Source organism: Bacillus sp. NP247, assembly GCF_018966865.1.
Taxonomy (GTDB): Bacteria; Bacillota; Bacilli; order Bacillales; family Bacillaceae_G; genus Bacillus_A.
Genome location: NZ_CP076653.1, coordinates 938,039 through 955,326, shown reverse-complemented (window position 1 = coordinate 955,326; position 17,288 = coordinate 938,039). Strand labels below are relative to the sequence as shown.

At 34.2% G+C, this 17,288-nt stretch carries 19 protein-coding genes; 16 read left to right on the top strand and 3 right to left on the bottom strand.

The window, feature by feature from the left end; genetic code table 11:
* Positions 1-14: 14 nt before the first annotated feature.
* The 10 genes from KPL75_RS04970 to KPL75_RS04925 all read left to right on the top strand — a co-directional run bounded on the left by KPL75_RS04970 (position 15) and on the right by KPL75_RS04925 (position 8,051).
* Positions 15-833, top strand: coding sequence for an alpha/beta hydrolase (locus tag KPL75_RS04970; RefSeq protein WP_002146175.1), 819 nt, complete (start codon positions 15-17; stop codon positions 831-833).
* 107 nt (positions 834-940) lie between these two features.
* Positions 941-1,315: an ArsR/SmtB family transcription factor gene (locus KPL75_RS04965; protein WP_219919629.1), complete on the top strand. Its 375-nt coding sequence runs from the start codon at positions 941-943 to the stop codon at positions 1,313-1,315.
* A 66-nt stretch (positions 1,316-1,381) separates the two neighbouring features.
* A complete protein-coding gene (gene gpmA, locus KPL75_RS04960; RefSeq protein ID WP_219919628.1) occupies positions 1,382-2,089 on the top strand; it encodes a 2,3-diphosphoglycerate-dependent phosphoglycerate mutase in 708 nt (235 codons plus the stop codon).
* A gap of 55 nt (positions 2,090-2,144) precedes the next feature.
* On the top strand, positions 2,145-2,390 hold the full coding sequence (locus KPL75_RS04955; RefSeq protein WP_219919627.1) for a ferredoxin: 246 nt from the start codon (positions 2,145-2,147) through the stop codon (positions 2,388-2,390).
* A 43-nt stretch (positions 2,391-2,433) separates the two neighbouring features.
* Entirely contained in the window at positions 2,434-3,369 is a 936-nt protein-coding gene (locus KPL75_RS04950; protein ID WP_219919626.1) for a cation diffusion facilitator family transporter, read from the top strand.
* A 258-nt stretch (positions 3,370-3,627) separates the two neighbouring features.
* Positions 3,628-3,855 carry a hypothetical protein gene (locus tag KPL75_RS04945; protein ID WP_000849103.1) on the top strand — a complete coding sequence of 76 codons (228 nt, stop codon included), beginning with the start codon at positions 3,628-3,630 and terminating at the stop codon, positions 3,853-3,855.
* A gap of 328 nt (positions 3,856-4,183) precedes the next feature.
* Positions 4,184-4,486, top strand: a complete 303-nt coding sequence (locus tag KPL75_RS04940) for a metal-sensing transcriptional repressor (protein WP_000349641.1) — start codon at positions 4,184-4,186, stop codon at positions 4,484-4,486.
* 204 nt (positions 4,487-4,690) lie between these two features.
* Complete coding sequence (gene copZ, locus KPL75_RS04935; protein ID WP_219919625.1) at positions 4,691-4,897, top strand: copper chaperone CopZ; 207 nt, start codon at positions 4,691-4,693, stop codon at positions 4,895-4,897.
* Between the two features lie 95 nt (positions 4,898-4,992).
* On the top strand, positions 4,993-7,413 hold the full coding sequence (locus KPL75_RS04930) for a heavy metal translocating P-type ATPase (RefSeq protein WP_219919624.1): 2,421 nt from the start codon (positions 4,993-4,995) through the stop codon (positions 7,411-7,413).
* A gap of 158 nt (positions 7,414-7,571) precedes the next feature.
* Positions 7,572-8,051, top strand: a complete 480-nt coding sequence (locus KPL75_RS04925; protein WP_128853736.1) for a GNAT family N-acetyltransferase — start codon at positions 7,572-7,574, stop codon at positions 8,049-8,051.
* Positions 8,052-8,071: 20 nt separating this feature from the next.
* Here the strand turns inward: KPL75_RS04925 and KPL75_RS04920 are convergent, their stop codons facing one another.
* Together KPL75_RS04920 and KPL75_RS04915 are read right to left on the bottom strand one after the other, a co-directional pair.
* The gene (locus KPL75_RS04920) at positions 8,072-8,344 is read right to left on the bottom strand and encodes an HU family DNA-binding protein (RefSeq protein WP_001043904.1); all 273 of its coding nucleotides are present in this window, start codon (positions 8,342-8,344) and stop codon (positions 8,072-8,074) included.
* Positions 8,345-8,485: 141 nt separating this feature from the next.
* Positions 8,486-9,301 carry a formate/nitrite transporter family protein gene (locus KPL75_RS04915; protein ID WP_219919623.1) on the bottom strand — a complete coding sequence of 272 codons (816 nt, stop codon included), beginning with the start codon at positions 9,299-9,301 and terminating at the stop codon, positions 8,486-8,488.
* Between the two features lie 195 nt (positions 9,302-9,496).
* Here KPL75_RS04915 and KPL75_RS04910 point away from each other — a divergent pair, with 195 nt between their 5' ends.
* Together KPL75_RS04910 and KPL75_RS04905 are read left to right on the top strand one after the other, a co-directional pair.
* A complete protein-coding gene (locus KPL75_RS04910; protein WP_219919622.1) occupies positions 9,497-10,390 on the top strand; it encodes a metallophosphoesterase in 894 nt (297 codons plus the stop codon).
* A 124-nt stretch (positions 10,391-10,514) separates the two neighbouring features.
* Positions 10,515-11,732: an amidohydrolase gene (locus KPL75_RS04905; protein WP_219919621.1), complete on the top strand. Its 1,218-nt coding sequence runs from the start codon at positions 10,515-10,517 to the stop codon at positions 11,730-11,732.
* 57 nt (positions 11,733-11,789) lie between these two features.
* Here the strand turns inward: KPL75_RS04905 and KPL75_RS04900 are convergent, their stop codons facing one another.
* Positions 11,790-12,872 carry a chitinase gene (locus tag KPL75_RS04900; RefSeq protein WP_219919620.1) on the bottom strand — a complete coding sequence of 361 codons (1,083 nt, stop codon included), beginning with the start codon at positions 12,870-12,872 and terminating at the stop codon, positions 11,790-11,792.
* 269 nt (positions 12,873-13,141) lie between these two features.
* On the opposite strand from KPL75_RS04900, the gene gabP reads away from it, so the two are divergent.
* From gabP to KPL75_RS04880, 4 genes are all read left to right on the top strand, one after another.
* A complete protein-coding gene (gene gabP / locus KPL75_RS04895; RefSeq protein ID WP_219919619.1) occupies positions 13,142-14,536 on the top strand; it encodes a GABA permease in 1,395 nt (464 codons plus the stop codon).
* A gap of 133 nt (positions 14,537-14,669) precedes the next feature.
* On the top strand, positions 14,670-15,008 hold the full coding sequence (locus KPL75_RS04890) for a hypothetical protein (protein WP_219919618.1): 339 nt from the start codon (positions 14,670-14,672) through the stop codon (positions 15,006-15,008).
* Positions 15,009-15,325: 317 nt separating this feature from the next.
* Positions 15,326-15,868 (top strand): DUF420 domain-containing protein, encoded by a 543-nt coding sequence (locus KPL75_RS04885; protein WP_219919617.1) that lies wholly within the window; start codon positions 15,326-15,328, stop codon positions 15,866-15,868.
* 116 nt (positions 15,869-15,984) lie between these two features.
* Positions 15,985-17,148 carry an iron-containing alcohol dehydrogenase gene (locus tag KPL75_RS04880; protein WP_219919616.1) on the top strand — a complete coding sequence of 388 codons (1,164 nt, stop codon included), beginning with the start codon at positions 15,985-15,987 and terminating at the stop codon, positions 17,146-17,148.
* Positions 17,149-17,288 lie beyond the last annotated feature (140 nt).

The window sequence follows — 17,288 nt, the reverse complement described above, 5'->3', positions numbered from 1 at the left end:
AAGGGGGATTTACAATGAATACAACTATTGAAAAACAGCAGATTGTTACATCTAATACAGAACAGTGGAAAATGTATTCAAAATTAGAAGGTAAGGAATATCAAATTCATATTTCAAAGCCGAAGCAGCCAGCACCGGATTCAGGTTATCCTGTCATATATGTATTAGATGGAAACGCATTTTTTCAAACATTCCACGAAGCGGTTAAAATACAGTCAGTTAGAGCAGAAAAAACAGGTGTTTCACCAGCTATTATAGTAGGTATTGGTTATCCAATTGAAGGGGCATTTTCAGGAGAAGAAAGATGCTATGATTTTACGCCTATTGTAATTTCAAAAGATGCTCCGTTAAAACCGGATGGCAAACCGTGGCCTAAAACAGGAGGGGCACCTAACTTCTTTACATTTATTGAAGAAGAATTGAAACCACAAATTGAAAAAAGTTTTGAGATTGATAAAGGAAAGCAAACGTTATTTGGGCATTCTTTAGGTGGTTTATTTGCTTTACATATACTGTTTACAAACGTAAATGCCTTCCAAAATTATTTTATTAGTAGCCCATCTATTTGGTGGAATAACCAATCCGTGCTTAAAAAAGAAGAGAACCTTATAAATGAATTAAATAATGCTAAGTTTGAAACAGGGGTATTCCTTACAGTCGGATCATTGGAGCGAGAGCATATGGTTGTAGGTGCAAATGAATTATCAGAGCGCCTTCTCCAAGTAAAACACGATCAGTTTAGATTTAAGTTTTATGAAGCTGAAGGGGAGAACCATGCATCTGTTGTGCCGACTTCTTTAAGTAAAGGATTAAGATTTATTAGTCATTTATAGAAGAATTAATAGCATAAAAAAGAATCCCATATTATGTGGGATTCTTTTAGTTAATAAGGTATACTACATACATAATCAAATATGCATTTGAATAAGAGGTGTTACATATGAAGGAAGAACATTGTGAACTTTGTTATCATGATGAGCAAAAAGTAAAACATGCAAGTGACATGTTGGAGAAAGAAAATATAAGTAGTGTAGCGAAAATGTTTAAGGCACTTGCAGATGAAACACGATTAAAAATAGCTTATGCATTGTATATGGAAAAGGAACTTTGCGTACGTGATGTCGCAAGTATTATTCATAGTAGTATTGCAACAGCATCGCATCATTTAAGGTTGTTACAAACAATAGGATTAGCAAAAAAGCGTAAAGAAGGGAAACTTGTTTTTTATTCATTAGATGACTCTCATGTAGATGGATTAATTGAATTAGCGTTTAGTCATAGTAGTGAAATGAACAAGAAAGAATTCAATAAGTAATCGTGCATTTTCATAAAGATATTTCTTTATGAAAATGCAACTTTAAAAGGAGAGGAGATAATAAGTATGATAAAGTTAGTTTTAATACGACATGGACAAAGTGAATGGAATGTTGAAAATCGGTTTACAGGTTGGACTGATGTTGATTTATCAAATACTGGTCTTAGAGAGGCAAGAGAAGCTGGAGAGATTTTGAAAGCCAATGGATTCTCATTCGATATAGCATATACATCTGTTTTAAAAAGAGCGATGCGAACTTTATGGATTACTCTTGAGGAAATGGATTTAATGTGGATACCTGTTCATAAAACATGGAAATTAAATGAGAGACATTACGGTGCACTTCAAGGGTTAAATAAAGAAGAAACAGCAAGGAAATATGGTGATGAGAGAGTAACTTTATGGAGACGTTCAACAAATGTACGCCCACCAGCTCTTACAAAAGATGATGAGAGGTATGAAGCGGCACATCCGAAGTATAGAGATTTAAAAGAAAATAAGTTTCCCTTTACAGAAAATCTAGAAGATACAGAAAAACGAGTTGTTTCATATTGGGATGAAGAAATAGCCCCTAATTTAAAAGATGGAAAAAAAGTGATTATTGCAGCGCATGGAAATACAATACGAGCTTTAGTAAAACATTTAGATCAAATTTCAGATGAAGATATAGAATATGTAAACATTCCAACAGGAACACCATTAGTTTATGAATTAGATAACGATTTAAAACCGATAGACCATTATTATTTGAATAGGGAAATTTGTATAAAATAAACACTTCAATATACCTTACATATGTATTGTATTTTTATAATGGAGGTGATTTATATTGTTACATTATACGGTCGTAAATAAAAAGAATTGTGAGTCATGTGGATTATGTACTTCTATAGCACCTGATATATATCAATTAGATGGAAGAGGGAAAGCATTTAGTGCATTAGATAACAACCAAGGAATAATGGGAATCCCAAAAACTTTCTTGAAAGCAATGTTGGCGGCAAGTGCCAGCTGTCCAACAGGTTCGATTCAGGTAAGAAAAGAGCCATTTATAAATAAAGTAAAAATTCAATAGAGGAATTATTAAAGACAAAACAAAATTAAAAGGAGGAATTTATATGGGACATCATCACGGTCACCAACATCATGGGCATTCCCACGGACATCATCATTTTGAAGAGAGCAGAGAAGGGAATAAGAAAGGTTTAATTACGGCATTAGTAATTACGGCAATTATTATGTTTCTTGAATTTTTTGGAGGACTAGTTACAAACAGTTTAGCCTTATTATCTGATTCAGGACATATGTTAAGTGATACAAGTTCGTTATTATTAAGTTTAATTGCAATAGGACTTGCAGCTAGAACAGTTACTTCTACAAAAACATATGGATATTATCGTTTTGAAATATTAGCAGCATTAATTAATGGAATTACGTTATTTGTTGTGGCGGGACTTATCGTGTGGGAAGCAATCGGAAGGTTTTTTGAACCACCAACTGTAGCGAGTGGTCCAATGATGTTAATTGCGTCAATAGGTTTACTAGCAAATTTAATTAGTGCATGGGCGCTTATGAGACAAGGTGATGTGAAAAATAACGTGAATTTACGTAGCGCATATTTACATGTTCTTGGGGACGCTTTAGGATCAGTTGGTGCGTTAGTAGCTGGTGCACTTATGTTTTTATTTTCATGGTATATTGCAGATCCAATTATCTCAGTAATTGTAGCGCTATTAATTTTAAAGAGTGCATGGGGAGTAACAAAACATTCCATTCATATACTTATGGAGGGTACACCTGTTTCAATTGAGATAGAACAAGTTAAGCAAGCTATTAAAGAAGTAGATGGTGTACGTGATATACACGATCTTCACATTTGGACAATTACATCAGGATTAGATGCATTAAGTGTTCATGTTATGATTGATAAAAATCAAGATGATCAAGAAGTGCTTCAAAATATTATTAATATGTTAAAACATGATTTCCATATTGAACATAGTACAATTCAAATTGAAACACTTAAGATTAAGCATAGTGAAATGGTCGTTTAATAAAATTGAACAAAAGACTATGGAGAATTTCCTCCATAGTCTTTTGTTTGTGTCAGTAGAATTGTCCTTTTTGAAAGTTTTGTTTCAACTTTTCGTCTAAAGAGACAAAAAGTTGTCACAATTCGGTCACAATTAGCATAAACATAAAATAGACGAAATGAACTTACTTCCAAAAGGCTTGGTTAATTCAATTTATGATTAGTAAAGCTGAAAAAGCGCGGATTAAAAGTTCACTATATTCTCAAGGAGGTAGATCGTATGAAAACTATTCTTGCTATCGCTGGGCTTATTTGGGTTTTATCACATGGCATTCCAATTTATGAAGGAGAGCAAATTCGCAGTGCTCTGAATAAAAATTTTAATGAATATCATATCATTGATCGGCAAGATAATGTTGTGACAGTTCGAGTGAATGATTGTTTTCATACGGTAACCGTTGAAGGAACTTCTGTAGTGAATGATACAAAAGTATGCGATCAACAATAATTATATATAGGAAGAAAAAAGTCTCAATTTAGATCTGTAAAGATTGAGACTTTTATATTTGTGAAACATTAATAAGCGGGGACGGACAATCCCCGCTTATTGATGTTTCATTTTATTGAATTTTGAGGGGAGATGTAATGCTTTTTTGAGAAAAAGGTAAGGGTATAATGATAATTGGGACTGAGAAGCTAATAATGTGTTAAGAATAATCATAAAGAGGAAATATACTCATATGGGGTATCATACATAGATATTTAATGCTATAATTGGTATACTCGTAAAAGTAATTGTTTTATTGGATGAAGAGAAACTTTGAGAAGGTGATAATATGGATCATAAAGAGCATGAATCAGTAACACATAGATCAGAAAAAGAAAAAGAACAAATTATAAATAGATTAAAGAGGATTGAAGGCCAAGTCCGTGGTATTCAAAACATGATTGAAAATGATCGTTATTGCGTTGATATTTTAGTTCAAATTTCTGCGATTAATGCAGCGATGAAAAAAGTAGGAATGGGTGTCTTAAAAAACCATACAAGTCATTGTGTTTCAGGAGCTATTAAAGATGGTAATGGTGACGAAGCAATTGAAGAATTAATGACAGTATTTGAACGTTTTTCAAAAGCGTAAAAACAAGCTAGTATGTAACTGGCTTGTTTTTTTTGTTTATCCTTATATAGGACTTAGGTGTATTGTTGTGAAAAAGTGTGCGTAAAATAAATTTTTAGAAAATAATTGAAAAATCGTGATACAAAACCATTGATTACCTTAGGGGGGTATGGTAAGATGTAGTTGTGATTAACAAACAATGAAGAAACAAGAGGAGGATTTTAAATGGAACAGTTAACATTAAAAGTTGAAGGTATGTCTTGTGGACATTGTGTAAATTCTATCGAAGGCAGCGTGAAAGAACTAAACGGTGTTGAACAAGTGAAAGTTCAATTATCAGAAGGAACTGTTGAAGTTACTATCGACTCATCAGTTGTAACGTTAAAAGATATCGTTGCTGTAATTGAAGATCAAGGATACGATGTTCAATAATTATTTTTAGATACGGAAATAAATCGTACTTTAAACGAAGTACGATTTATTTTGCTAATAATTATACCTTATAAGGGTATATAGAGGTGAGAGACATGAATGAACAAAAAGAGGCCAATCTTCAAATATCAGGAATGACATGTGCAGCATGTGCAAATAGAATTGAAAAAGGTCTTAAAAAAGTAGAAGGTGTTCAAGAGGCAAATGTAAATTTTGCACTTGAAAAAACAAAAATTATATACGATCCAACTAAAACAAATCCGCAACAATTTAAAGAAAAAGTTGAATCGTTAGGATATGGAATTGTAAGTGATAAAGCTGAGTTTACTGTTTCGGGAATGACATGTGCAGCATGTGCGAATAGAGTAGAAAAACGTTTGAATAAGCTAGAAGGTGTGAATAAAGCGACAGTAAACTTTGCTTTAGAATCGGCTACAGTTGACTTTAATCCTGATGAAATCAGTGTAAATGAAATGAAGAGCGCGATTACAAAGTTAGGATATAAATTAGAAGTAAAATCAGATGAACAAGATGCATCAACTGATCATCGATTACAAGAAATTGAGCGACAAAAGAAGAAATTTATCATTTCATTTATTTTATCATTCCCGTTATTGTGGGCAATGGTGAGCCACTTCTCATTTACATCATTTATCTATTTACCTGATATACTTATGAACCCTTGGGTGCAGCTAGCTCTTGCAACTCCAGTACAGTTTATAATTGGAGGCCAGTTTTATATTGGTGCTTATAAAGCGTTACGCAATAAAAGTGCCAACATGGATGTTCTCGTGGCACTTGGAACCTCTGCAGCGTATTTCTACAGTGTGTATTTAAGCATTCAATCAATTGGTTCTTCGGAACATATGACAGACTTGTATTTTGAAACGAGCGCAGTACTTATTACATTAATTATTTTAGGTAAATTATTTGAGGCGAAAGCAAAAGGACGTTCGTCAGAAGCGATTAAAAAATTGATGGGGTTACAGGCGAAAACAGCTACAGTTGTACGAGATGGAACAGAAATGAAAATTTTAATCGAAGAAGTGGTAGCTGGTGATATCGTTTATGTAAAGCCTGGTGAAAAAATACCAGTAGATGGTGAGATTGTAGAAGGAAAGTCAGCGATTGATGAATCGATGTTAACGGGTGAAAGTATTCCAGTTGATAAAACAATTGGGGATGTAGTAATCGGCTCTACAATGAATAAAAATGGATTTTTAAAAGTTAAGGCTACTAAGGTAGGTAGAGATACTGCATTAGCTCAAATTATTAAAGTAGTAGAAGAAGCTCAAGGATCGAAAGCGCCTATTCAAAGGGTAGCTGATCAAATTTCTGGTATTTTCGTACCAGTTGTAGTTGTGATTGCTATTATTACATTTGCGGTGTGGATGATATTTGTTACACCTGGTGATTTTGGCGGAGCGCTTGAGAAAATGATAGCAGTACTTGTTATTGCTTGTCCATGTGCTTTAGGTCTTGCGACACCTACATCTATTATGGCTGGCTCAGGAAGGTCAGCTGAGTATGGTATTTTATTTAAAGGTGGAGAGCATTTAGAAGCAACGCATCGATTAGATACGATTATTTTAGACAAAACGGGTACAGTAACAAATGGAAAACCAGTATTAACAGATATTATTGTAGCAGACGGATTTGAAGAGAAGGAAATATTAAAATTAGTCGGTGCGGCAGAAAGAAATTCTGAACATCCACTTGCAGAAGCGATTGTTGAAGGAATTAAAGAAAAGGGAATTGATATCCCAAATTCAGAAACGTTTGAAGCAATTCCGGGATTTGGTATTGAATCGGTTGTCGAAGGAAAACAATTATTAATTGGTACACGCCGATTAATGAAGAAGTTTAATATTGATATTGAAGAAGTTTCTAAATCAATGGAAGAACTAGAGCGAGAAGGAAAAACAGCAATGCTTATTGCGATAGATAAGGAATATGCTGGAATAGTTGCCGTTGCGGATACTGTTAAAGATACTTCAAAAGTAGCTATCGCAAGGCTTAAGAAAATGGGTCTAGACGTTGTTATGATTACAGGAGATAATACACAAACTGCTCAGGCAATTGCTAAGCAAGTTGGTATTGATCACGTAATTGCAGAAGTATTACCTGAAGGAAAAGCAGAAGAAGTGAAAAAACTTCAAGTAAAAGGTAAGAAAGTAGCGATGGTTGGAGATGGAATAAATGATGCTCCCGCTCTTGCTACGGCGGATATTGGTATGGCAATTGGAACAGGAACTGATGTAGCGATGGAAGCAGCGGATATTACGTTAATCCGTGGTGATTTAAATAGTATTGCTGATGCAATCTTTATGAGTAAGATGACGATAAGAAATATTAAGCAAAATTTATTCTGGGCACTAGCTTATAACGGATTAGGAATCCCAATTGCGGCGTTCGGTTTCTTAGCACCTTGGGTTGCAGGAGCAGCGATGGCATTTAGTTCTGTATCAGTCGTATTAAATGCATTACGATTACAAAGAGTTAAATTAAAATCTTAAAAAGCTCATTAAATAAATGCATATGATTATTACAAAAACAATACTTATTCAAAGTATTGTTTTTGTTCGTATAGAAAATAAAAAGATATAATAAAGCAAAAATATTGAATTGTAGATAGCAGAAAAAATAAGTGTTAGTTTGATAAGGAGATTTACATATGTTGAAGGATATTATAATTAGAACATTCCAGAAAGAGGATTTAGAGCAAGTATTACAGTTGTTCTATGAAACAGTTCATACGGTTAATGCAAAAGATTATAACGTGTTACAGCTACAGGCATGGGCACCAGATCGACTAGATAGAGAAAGATGGTTAGAGTCTTTAGAAAAGAATATTTGTTATGTTGCCGATTATAAAGGAGTAATAGTGGGATTTGGGGATTATAATGATGAGCATTACGTAGATCGTTTATTTACACATAAAGGATATCAAGGGAAAGGCATAGCTTCTTATATACTACAGAAGTTAGAAAAAGAAGCAGTGAAATTGCAGCATAGGGAGATATATACTGAGGCGAGTATTACAGCAAAACCTTTCTTTGAAAGAAATGGTTATATTTGCTTAAAGGAACAAAAAAAGCAGCATAATGGTCAAATTTTTATTAATTATGTAATGAAAAAAATAGCCTTCTCATAAACGAGAAGGCTATTTTTTCATTATTTTACAGCTTCTTTAAGTTCTTTACCAGCTTTGAAAGCAGGTACTTTAGAAGCTGCGATTTGCATTTCTTCACCAGTTTGTGGGTTACGGCCTGTACGAGCAGCTCTTTCACGAACTTCAAATGTACCGAATCCGATAAGTTGTACTTTTTCACCAGCAGCTAAAGTGTTAGTGATTGATTCTACTACAGTTTGTACAACTACAGTAGCTTCTTTTTGAGAAATCTCAGCGTTTTGTGCTACGTTTTTAATTAATTCTGTTTTATTCATGTTTTTCACCTCATATGTAAATAATGCTATTTAAGTTGTTATTATAACGTATAAAACATTCGAGAACAAGTGTACGTACATATATTCGCAAAAAAAATGAAATTTGTAATATTTTTTAGGACCACTTTATAGACATTCAATTTAAGCGGATACAGACTTTTTCTTTACTACAGTTTGCTCTTTATTGGAAGATAGTTTCTTATTATAAGATATGAAATAAGGTAATGCTACAAATAACATACCCCCTACTAAGTTTCCGAAGAAAACAAAAATGAAGTTTGGAAAATATTCACCCCAAGTTAAATGACCAGAAAAAATTGCAGCTGGGATGACAAACATATTGGCTACAACGTGTTGAAATCCAATAGCAACAAAAGTCATAACAGGGAACCAAATACCGACAATCTTTCCGATAAATTCTTTACTTCCCATACTGAGCCAAACAGCTAAACAAACGAGCCAATTACACCCGATTGCAGAAATGAAGGCTTGTAGTGGTGTATCTTGTAGTTTAGCTTGTGCAATAGAAACTGTTTTTGCTAAAAAAGCTCCCTCCGTTAAGCCGACGATATGACCAAAAAAATAAGCGACGAATATAGCACCTATGAAATTGCTAAACGTAACAATAACTAAATTTCGTATGAAGTGAAATAAGTCGATTTTTTTGTGAAGCCATGCCATTGAAACGGTCATCATGTTGCCAGTTACTAATTCACCGCCTGCAAGGATAACGAGTATAAGACCGATAGGGAATACGGCAGCACCTAGAAAACTAGTAAATGATCCCCAAGATTGTGGCATTGTTCCGATAACATGGATATCAAGTAAATATCCTAATGCTATGAAAGCACCACCAAAAAAACCGAGAATTAGCATAGGGAGCAATGATAAATGAGCTTTTTTTCTTCCGGAATTAGCAGCAAGTTCCGTAATTTCTTCTGGTGTAAATACAGACATGAATAACCTCTCCTTAATAGAATGATGGATTGAATAGAAGGAACATTTTAAAGAATCTATGTATTATAAAAATATGTTATGACTTCTGTATAAATTTGTCAAAGTGAATGGGGATAAAATTGGATATAATGACATTGTTCATGTTGTCACATTAATGTAACAATAAGGCTTTAAAGTGATTTTAGAGGTGAAAACATGAATACGCATCATGTAAAAAAAGAACGGAAAAAATCAATCGTAAAGATATTTATTATTAGTTTCATAAGTATATTAATGATACCAGTAAGTTTGTATTTCTATGCGACTGAAATAGAAAGAAGACTAGTAACAGTTACGTGGAATGAAATAGACGCTCCTACAATTCCTAAAGAGTTTAATAATAAAAAAATATTGCAGTTCTCAGATGTACATTTAGGACCAGATTTTACATTGAAACAACTAGAAAATTTGGTGGAGAGGATGAATGAATTACATCCAGATATAGTAGTTTTTACAGGAGATTTAATAGATAAGTTTGGATCCTATAGTGCGGAAAGAGAAGAAGCAAAGGTTATTTTGCAGAAAATTAAAGCTCCCCTAGGAAAATATGCTGTGTTTGGGAATCATGATAGAGGTGGGGGCGGTAGTTTATTTTACAAAAAGTATATGGAGGAAGCTGGTTTTTCTGTGTTAGTAAATGAAGTGCAGAAAATTAAAGCGGAAAACGGCAAGTATATTACAATATCAGGTTTGGATGATTTTTTATTAGGGAAGCCACAAATAGACTCGACTTTAAAAAACTTAAGACAACAAGATTTCAATATGCTATTAATACATGAGCCGGATGTTGTAGATAAAGTATCTCGTTATCCAGTCGATTTTCAAATGTCAGGACATAGTCACGGAGGACAAGTTCAAATTCCTTTTATAGGTCCATTAATTACTACAAAACTAGCTGAGAGTTATGTTGAAGGTATGTATGAATTAGAAGGGAAGAATAGGCCGTTACACTTATACGTAAATCGTGGTATTGGGACAACCCGAATGCCTGTTAGATTTTTGAGTGTACCGGAGCTTTCACTATTTGTATTGAAGCAAAGTAGTGACTAAAGTAGAACGTTTAATATTTTGAAGAATTAAGAGTACTTTTAAAGAAAGTTCTCTTTTTTCATTGATTAAATACGGAATATTATGTATTTTTTATTTAAACTGTTAAAAAGAAAGGGGAATTTTTATGATAGAAACATGGCATAAAGAATTGGAAAGTTTATATAATCAAATGGTTTCGTGGCGAAGAGATTTTCATCAATACCCAGAGCTATCGTTTCAAGAAATAGAAACACCGAAAAAAATAGCTGAAGTCTTAAAAAGCTTTCGTATTGATGTGAAAACGGATGTAGGCGGAAGAGGGGTAATCGGCGTAATTGAAGGTGGAATACCTGGGAAGACGATAGCGTTACGTGCTGATTTTGATGCACTACCTATTCAAGATGAAAAACAAGTCTCATATAAATCAAAGGTTCCTGGTGTAATGCATGCTTGTGGGCATGATGGACATACAGCAACACTTTTAGGAGTCGCAAAAGTATTAAGTGATAACCGAGACCAGCTTTCTGGAAAAATAGTACTTATACATCAACATGCGGAAGAGAAAGAACCCGGCGGGGCAATTGCTATGATTGAGGACGGTTGTTTAGAAGGAGTAGATGTTGTTTTTGGTACACATCTATCTTCTCAAATGCCCTTAGGAATTGTTGGTGCGAAGGCTGGAGCGATGATGGCAGCAGCGGATACTTTTGAAGTGAAGATTCAAGGGCGAGGCGGTCACGGAGGTATGCCGCATCATACTGTAGATGCCATTATCGTTGCGACGCAAGTTATTAATCAGTTGCAACTATTAGTTAGTAGAAAAGTAGATCCGTTACAATCTGCTGTATTAACAGTTGGTACATTCAATGCTGGTCAAGCGGATAATATTATTGCGGATACTGCTACATTTACAGGAACAATTCGGACGTTAGATCCTGAAATAAGAGATTTTATAGAAGAAGAATTCAAACGAATTGTAGAGGGAATCTGTCATTCACTCCATGCGGAAGTGGATATTCAATACAAACGTGGATATCCAATATTAATTAATCATTTGGATGAAACGAATCGTTTTATGAAAATTGCAGAGCGTGATTTTGGAAGAGAGCGTGTATTAGAGGTTCCACCTATTATGGGCGGAGAAGATTTTGCATACTACTTAGAACATGTTCCAGGAGCATTTTTCTTCACAGGTGCCGGTAATGAAGAAATAGGAGCAACATATCCACATCATCATCCTCAATTTGATTTTGATGAACGTGCAATGTTGGTTGGTGGTAAATTGCTTTTAAGTCTCGTAAATAGCTATTTAAGAAATGGAGAAGGATCTCTTCATAATTTAGATATGGATGTGAAAAAGTAATTTACATAAATAAAAAATAACAATAGGTTACTTTATATAACCTATTGTTATTTTTTGTTATTTTTGCAAGGGAATGGCATCAAAATATGTTCTATAGTTATTGGAGAATTCAAAGTTGTTTTTTGCATCCCAATTAATGGACCAAGACATTAGACCACGAAATGCAGGGTAGCCACTTTGATTAGAAAGTTTATACTTTCCTCCGAAAGGAATTCCTTTAATAATATAATCTAAAGCTTTTTTCATTTCAGTTGGAGAAATATATCCACCGCTTGGAGCTGCTGCCGGTGCTGCAGGAAGCCCAATCATTACTTGATCTGAACGAAGAGCCGGGAAAATGTTATTTGGATTACCACCTACAGGAAATCCATGTAAGAGCATATCGGCCATCGCGACCTCGTAGTCTGCGGTTCCTTGATTATAATTATTACCGTCCATTCCAATGCCGCTACCAGCATTGGAATGTTGAACGTGAATGTACGTTAGTTTGTCTTTCACTCCGTAAATAATTGGTAAATATGCACCCCATATGCTTCCATATGCACTATAACCGCCCTGAACATAAGCTGTTTCAGGTGCCATGCTTAATAGAAAATCTGGACCGTAATGGTCTGAAATTGTTCGAATAGCTGAGATAAGATTCACGATTTGAGGAGTTGACGGGTTTTTAAAATTAGTGTCATTTCCGTTTAAGTAAATACCTGATTCAAGGTCAATATCTATTCCATCAAAACCGTATTTATCGATAAGAGATTGTATGGAATTAATAAAACGTTGCTTAGCAGCATTGTCAGGAAGTAAAACGACCCCATTTTGTCCACCTATTGAAAGAACCACTTTTTTTCCTTTACTTTTTAAATAGGAAATATCAGATTTGAACTCTGCATCTGTACCATACACAGGGGAAAATTCAACAGTGGAACGATCACCACCAGTTTCACCGAAAGATACATTTATTACATCCCATTTTGGTGAAACGTCTTTTAATTTAATAATGCCAGTACCGTTATCAAAGTTATGCCAATATCCAACGAGTAGTTTTGATCCTAAATTGTTTGCAGCTTGTGTTTGGAAGGGGACTAGTGGTAGCAGTAAGAAAATTACTAAAAGACAACAAATGAATTTGAACTTGTTTAACATATCAACACTCCTATACAAAAAGTTGTCTAGATGTATAATCTTGTTTATTTAATTATATCTGAAAATTCTTTCTTTTCGAGGTGACTATAATTTTCTCAACAATTTTGTGTGGAAAATTATTAAATCTAATGTAATAATTTCTGTAGGAGGTTGAATTACAATTATTAAATTCAGAATATTTTGATATATTTTAAAGTGTAGGACAAGATTTTATGCATAATACTCTTACATAAATTTCAAAATTAAGTTTGGAAGGGGATGTACAAGAGTTGGATAAAAATCTAAAGAAAGACCTCAAAATACGTCACATTACAATGATCTCAATTGGCGGCGTAATAGGGGCTGGTCTGTTTGTTGGAAGTGGTGCAGTTGTGCATTCAGCAGGACCAGGTTCTATCGTTTCATATGCATTAGCAGGACTTTTAGTCATTTTCGTCATGAGAATGTTGGGAGAAATGGCAGCAATTAACCCGACGAGTGGTTCATTTGCAACATATGCACGAGAAGCAATTGGTCCATGGGCGGGTTATACAATTGGGTGGCTATATTGGTTCTTCTGGGTAATTGTTATTGCAATAGAAGCTACAGCAGGTGCTGGTATCATTCAATACTGGATTCCACAAATTCCACTATGGTTATTAAGCTTAATGTTAACAATTTTATTAACGTTGACGAATGTTTTTTCGGTGAAATCATTTGGAGAATTTGAATATTGGTTTTCTTTTATTAAAGTAATAAGTATTGTCTTATTCCTTTGTCTTGGACTTGCTGTTATTTTAGGGTTTGTACCAGGAACGGAAGCACCTGGCACTTCAAATTTAGTAGGGCAAGGGGGATTTATGCCAAATGGGATAAGTTCGGTTCTGCTTGGAATAACCGTCGTTATATTTTCATTTATGGGGTCAGAGATTGTTGCAGTGGCGGCTGGTGAGTCTGCTGAACCTGTAAAAGCAGTAAAAACAGCAACAAATAGCGTAATTTGGCGTATTCTCGTATTTTTCATTGGATCTATTGCTGTAGTTGTTACACTCCTTCCATGGAATTCAGCAAACATACTAAAAAGTCCGTTTGTAGCTGTACTTGAGCATATAGGAATACCAGCAGCAGCACAAATTATGAATTTTATCGTTTTAACAGCTGTACTTTCTTGCTTAAATTCGGGCTTATATACAAACTCAAGAATGCTTTTTTCGATGGCAGAAAGAGGAGATGCACCAAAGGTATTTTTAAAATTGAGCAGTAGTGGTGTTCCAGTTCGGGCAGTTTTATTTGGAACTTTCTTCGCTTATATTGGAGTTGTTTTTAGTTACATATCTCCAGATAAAGTCTTTCTATTTTTAGTGAATGCATCTGGTGGGATCGCATTACTAGTTTATCTCGTTATTGCAGTTTCACATTTAAAGATGCGTAAAAAAATGGGAAAAGTAGAACAACAAAATTTGAAAGTGAAAATGTGGCTTTTCCCGTATGTAACGTATGTTACAATTGCCGCTATAATAGCAGTTTTAGTTGCAATGCTAGCAATTGAATCTTTACGTTCGCAAGCGCTTTTAACGATGCTTGTTACTGTTCTTATAATACTTTCTTATTTTATTCTTAATAGAAATAAAAATAGCACAGTTTTGAAACCTGAAAGTAGAAAGGAAGAATCTGTTCGATTCTAATTTATTGTTTTGGAAGAGAGTTACACCCAATCATTGCTATAAAAGAATCATATATAAACATAGAAACAAGTAATTACTATTGTCATAGTGAATATAAACTTTTTTCTTGACTTTTTATACGAAGGCGAGCAAAATGGTAAAAAAGGAAGGGGGGATGATGATGGAAGAGTACGTATTGGAGCTTTATAATTTGCTATATACGACGGATTGGCAAGATATTGTTTCGTTTCTTGGGATAGTATTTTGTATGAAAATTGTAATCGTATATATGGAAGAGCAAGGTATGTTCTATTCCTTCTCATCCCCGTTCGATGTGCAACGAGAACCGTTGCTAAACTATGCCAATATAAATGATAAACAAATTCCTTTTGTTATATTCTTTATGATTCGTTTTATAACGGCGATTGTGAAGAAGAAGGAAAGTGATGAAGAAGAATGCCATCCAACTTGTTATGTAGCCAACGCTTTTTAAGCTAAATACAAGGAGGAGATTTATATGTGGTTTCGATTTCTTATGATTGGTTTCTTTTCATTAACAGCAATTTCATTAATGGGATATCAAGTGTCTGAAATATATCAAGCGTATAGCAATACGTTTTTTAATAAAAACTAATCGGATTGCTATTTAAATAATAAAGCGATAAAATCCTTCTTAAGAAGTATTGTTAAGAAGGATTTTTTCTTTGTTTTGTCTTACTGTGTCAAACTATTGTCACATTTACACTGTGAATAATATGTTAAAATAGTGAGGTTACGTATACATATTTGAAGGAAGAGGGAGTGACCATTTTGGTGGATCAATCAACAAGTCAGAAAAGCTATGCTCCTATTGTGATAACGCTTTCTGTAATTGTAAATGCGATTATTTTATTTTTGTTCTTTGGACCTGTTGGCTATGAAGGAGAAGTACATTTTGATGTAACTATCTTACCAATGTTAAATGCAATCTTTAATAGCTTTACGTTTGTATTCTTATTAGCAGCTTTATTTTCTATTATTAAAAAGAATGTAAAGATGCACCGCGGTTTTATTCTTGCGGCATTTACAACGACTTTATTATTTTGTGTGTCATATTTATCGTATCATTACTTGGCACCGGCAACGCATTTCGGTGGAGAAGGTTTCATTAAATATGTGTATTTCATCATTTTAATTACACATATTATCCTTGCGGCAATTATTGTACCACTTGCATTATTTGCACTTGTATTTGGTTTTACGAATCAATTAACACGTCACCGTAAAATTGTACGTTGGACGATGCCGATTTGGTTATATGTGAGCTTATCTGGTGTTATTGTTTACTTAATGATCTCACCTTATTATCAATAAAAAACCTCAGCCTAAAGGCTGGGGTTTTTTTGTTAAGCAAATTTGTTTGTGAAATTAAAAAAGTGTGGTATACAAAAGTATAGTTGCTTTTCATATGGAAGGGATGGTAAAGGTATATGCAAAATTTTGTATTTCGTAATCCAACAAAACTTATTTTTGGTAAAGGACAATTGGAGCAGTTAAAGACTGAAATTCCGCAGTTCGGTAAAAAAGTTCTTCTCGTATATGGAGGAGGAAGTATTAAAAGAAACGGTATTCATGAAAATGTAATTTCTATTTTACAGGAAATAAATGCGGAAGTATTTGAATTAACTGGTGTTGAACCGAATCCACGTTTATCAACTGTAAAGAAAGGAATTCAAATTTGTAAAGACAATGGAGTTGAATTTATTTTAGCAGTTGGTGGTGGAAGTGTAATCGACTGTACAAAAGCGATTGCTGCTGGCAGTAAATATGATGGAGATGTGTGGGATATTGTAACGAAAAAAGCATTCGCTGGCGAGGCGTTACCATTTGGTACTGTACTTACTCTTGCGGCGACAGGTTCTGAAATGAATGCAGGCTCAGTAATTACAAACTGGGAAACGAATGAAAAGTATGGATGGGGTAGTCCAGTTACTTTCCCGCAGTTTTCAATCTTAGATCCAGTTCATACTGCGTCTGTACCGAAAGATCAAACAATTTACGGTATGGTAGATATTATGTCACACGTATTAGAACAATATTTCCATCATGGAACAAATACAGAACTACAAGATCGTTATTGTGAATCTATTTTAAGAACAGTCATTGAAACAGCTCCTAAGCTTTTAAGTGATTTAGAAAATTATGAGCATAGGGAAACAATATTATATTGCGGAACGATGGCGTTAAACGGCATTTTAGCGATGGGAGTAAAAGGAGACTGGGCAACTCATAATATTGAGCATGCAGTTTCTGCTGTTCATGATATACCGCACGGGGGCGGCCTTGCAATTCTATTCCCAAATTGGATGAAGCATGTTGTAGATGAAAATGTGAGTCGTTTTGAACAGTTCGCTATTCGTGTATTCGACGTAGAAACAGATGGGAAGACAGATCGAGAAGTTGCATTAGAAGGAATTGAGGCGTTACGTCAATTTTGGACTTCAATTGAAGGACCAGCGACATTAGCTGATTACGGTATTGGAGAAAATGAAATTGATTTAATGGCGGATAAAGCGATGGCTTATGGTGAATTTGGTAACTTTAAAAAACTAAATAAAGATGATGTTCTAAATATATATAAAGCTTCTCTATAAGTGGATTGAAAGAAGAAACCTATTTGATTATTGTATCAAATAGGTTTCTTTTTGTTATTTGCAATCGTTTTTTTGAATGATTATGATTATTTTTGATTGTTTATGGTTGATTTTTGTGATCGTTTTCATTATACTGTAAT

What these genes read in the sequence shown, in the direction of transcription:
- KPL75_RS04925 (WP_128853736.1), top strand. Translation starts at nt 7,572, where the DNA reads ATGTTGAAGGATATTATAATTAGAACATTCCAGAAAGAGGATTTAGAG.
- copZ (WP_219919625.1), top strand. Translation starts at nt 4,691, where the DNA reads ATGGAACAGTTAACATTAAAAGTTGAAGGTATGTCTTGTGGACATTGT.
- KPL75_RS04890 (WP_219919618.1), top strand. Translation starts at nt 14,670, where the DNA reads ATGGTAAAAAAGGAAGGGGGGATGATGATGGAAGAGTACGTATTGGAG.
- KPL75_RS04920 (WP_001043904.1), bottom strand. Translation starts at nt 8,344, where the DNA reads ATGAATAAAACAGAATTAATTAAAAACGTAGCACAAAACGCTGAGATT.
- gpmA (WP_219919628.1), top strand. Translation starts at nt 1,382, where the DNA reads ATGATAAAGTTAGTTTTAATACGACATGGACAAAGTGAATGGAATGTT.
- KPL75_RS04970 (WP_002146175.1), top strand. Translation starts at nt 15, where the DNA reads ATGAATACAACTATTGAAAAACAGCAGATTGTTACATCTAATACAGAA.
- KPL75_RS04965 (WP_219919629.1), top strand. Translation starts at nt 941, where the DNA reads ATGAAGGAAGAACATTGTGAACTTTGTTATCATGATGAGCAAAAAGTA.
- KPL75_RS04880 (WP_219919616.1), top strand. Translation starts at nt 15,985, where the DNA reads ATGCAAAATTTTGTATTTCGTAATCCAACAAAACTTATTTTTGGTAAA.
- KPL75_RS04945 (WP_000849103.1), top strand. Translation starts at nt 3,628, where the DNA reads ATGAAAACTATTCTTGCTATCGCTGGGCTTATTTGGGTTTTATCACAT.
- KPL75_RS04900 (WP_219919620.1), bottom strand. Translation starts at nt 12,872, where the DNA reads ATGTTAAACAAGTTCAAATTCATTTGTTGTCTTTTAGTAATTTTCTTA.
- KPL75_RS04950 (WP_219919626.1), top strand. Translation starts at nt 2,434, where the DNA reads ATGGGACATCATCACGGTCACCAACATCATGGGCATTCCCACGGACAT.
- KPL75_RS04930 (WP_219919624.1), top strand. Translation starts at nt 4,993, where the DNA reads ATGAATGAACAAAAAGAGGCCAATCTTCAAATATCAGGAATGACATGT.
- KPL75_RS04905 (WP_219919621.1), top strand. Translation starts at nt 10,515, where the DNA reads ATGATAGAAACATGGCATAAAGAATTGGAAAGTTTATATAATCAAATG.
- KPL75_RS04910 (WP_219919622.1), top strand. Translation starts at nt 9,497, where the DNA reads ATGAATACGCATCATGTAAAAAAAGAACGGAAAAAATCAATCGTAAAG.
- KPL75_RS04915 (WP_219919623.1), bottom strand. Translation starts at nt 9,301, where the DNA reads ATGTCTGTATTTACACCAGAAGAAATTACGGAACTTGCTGCTAATTCC.
- KPL75_RS04940 (WP_000349641.1), top strand. Translation starts at nt 4,184, where the DNA reads ATGGATCATAAAGAGCATGAATCAGTAACACATAGATCAGAAAAAGAA.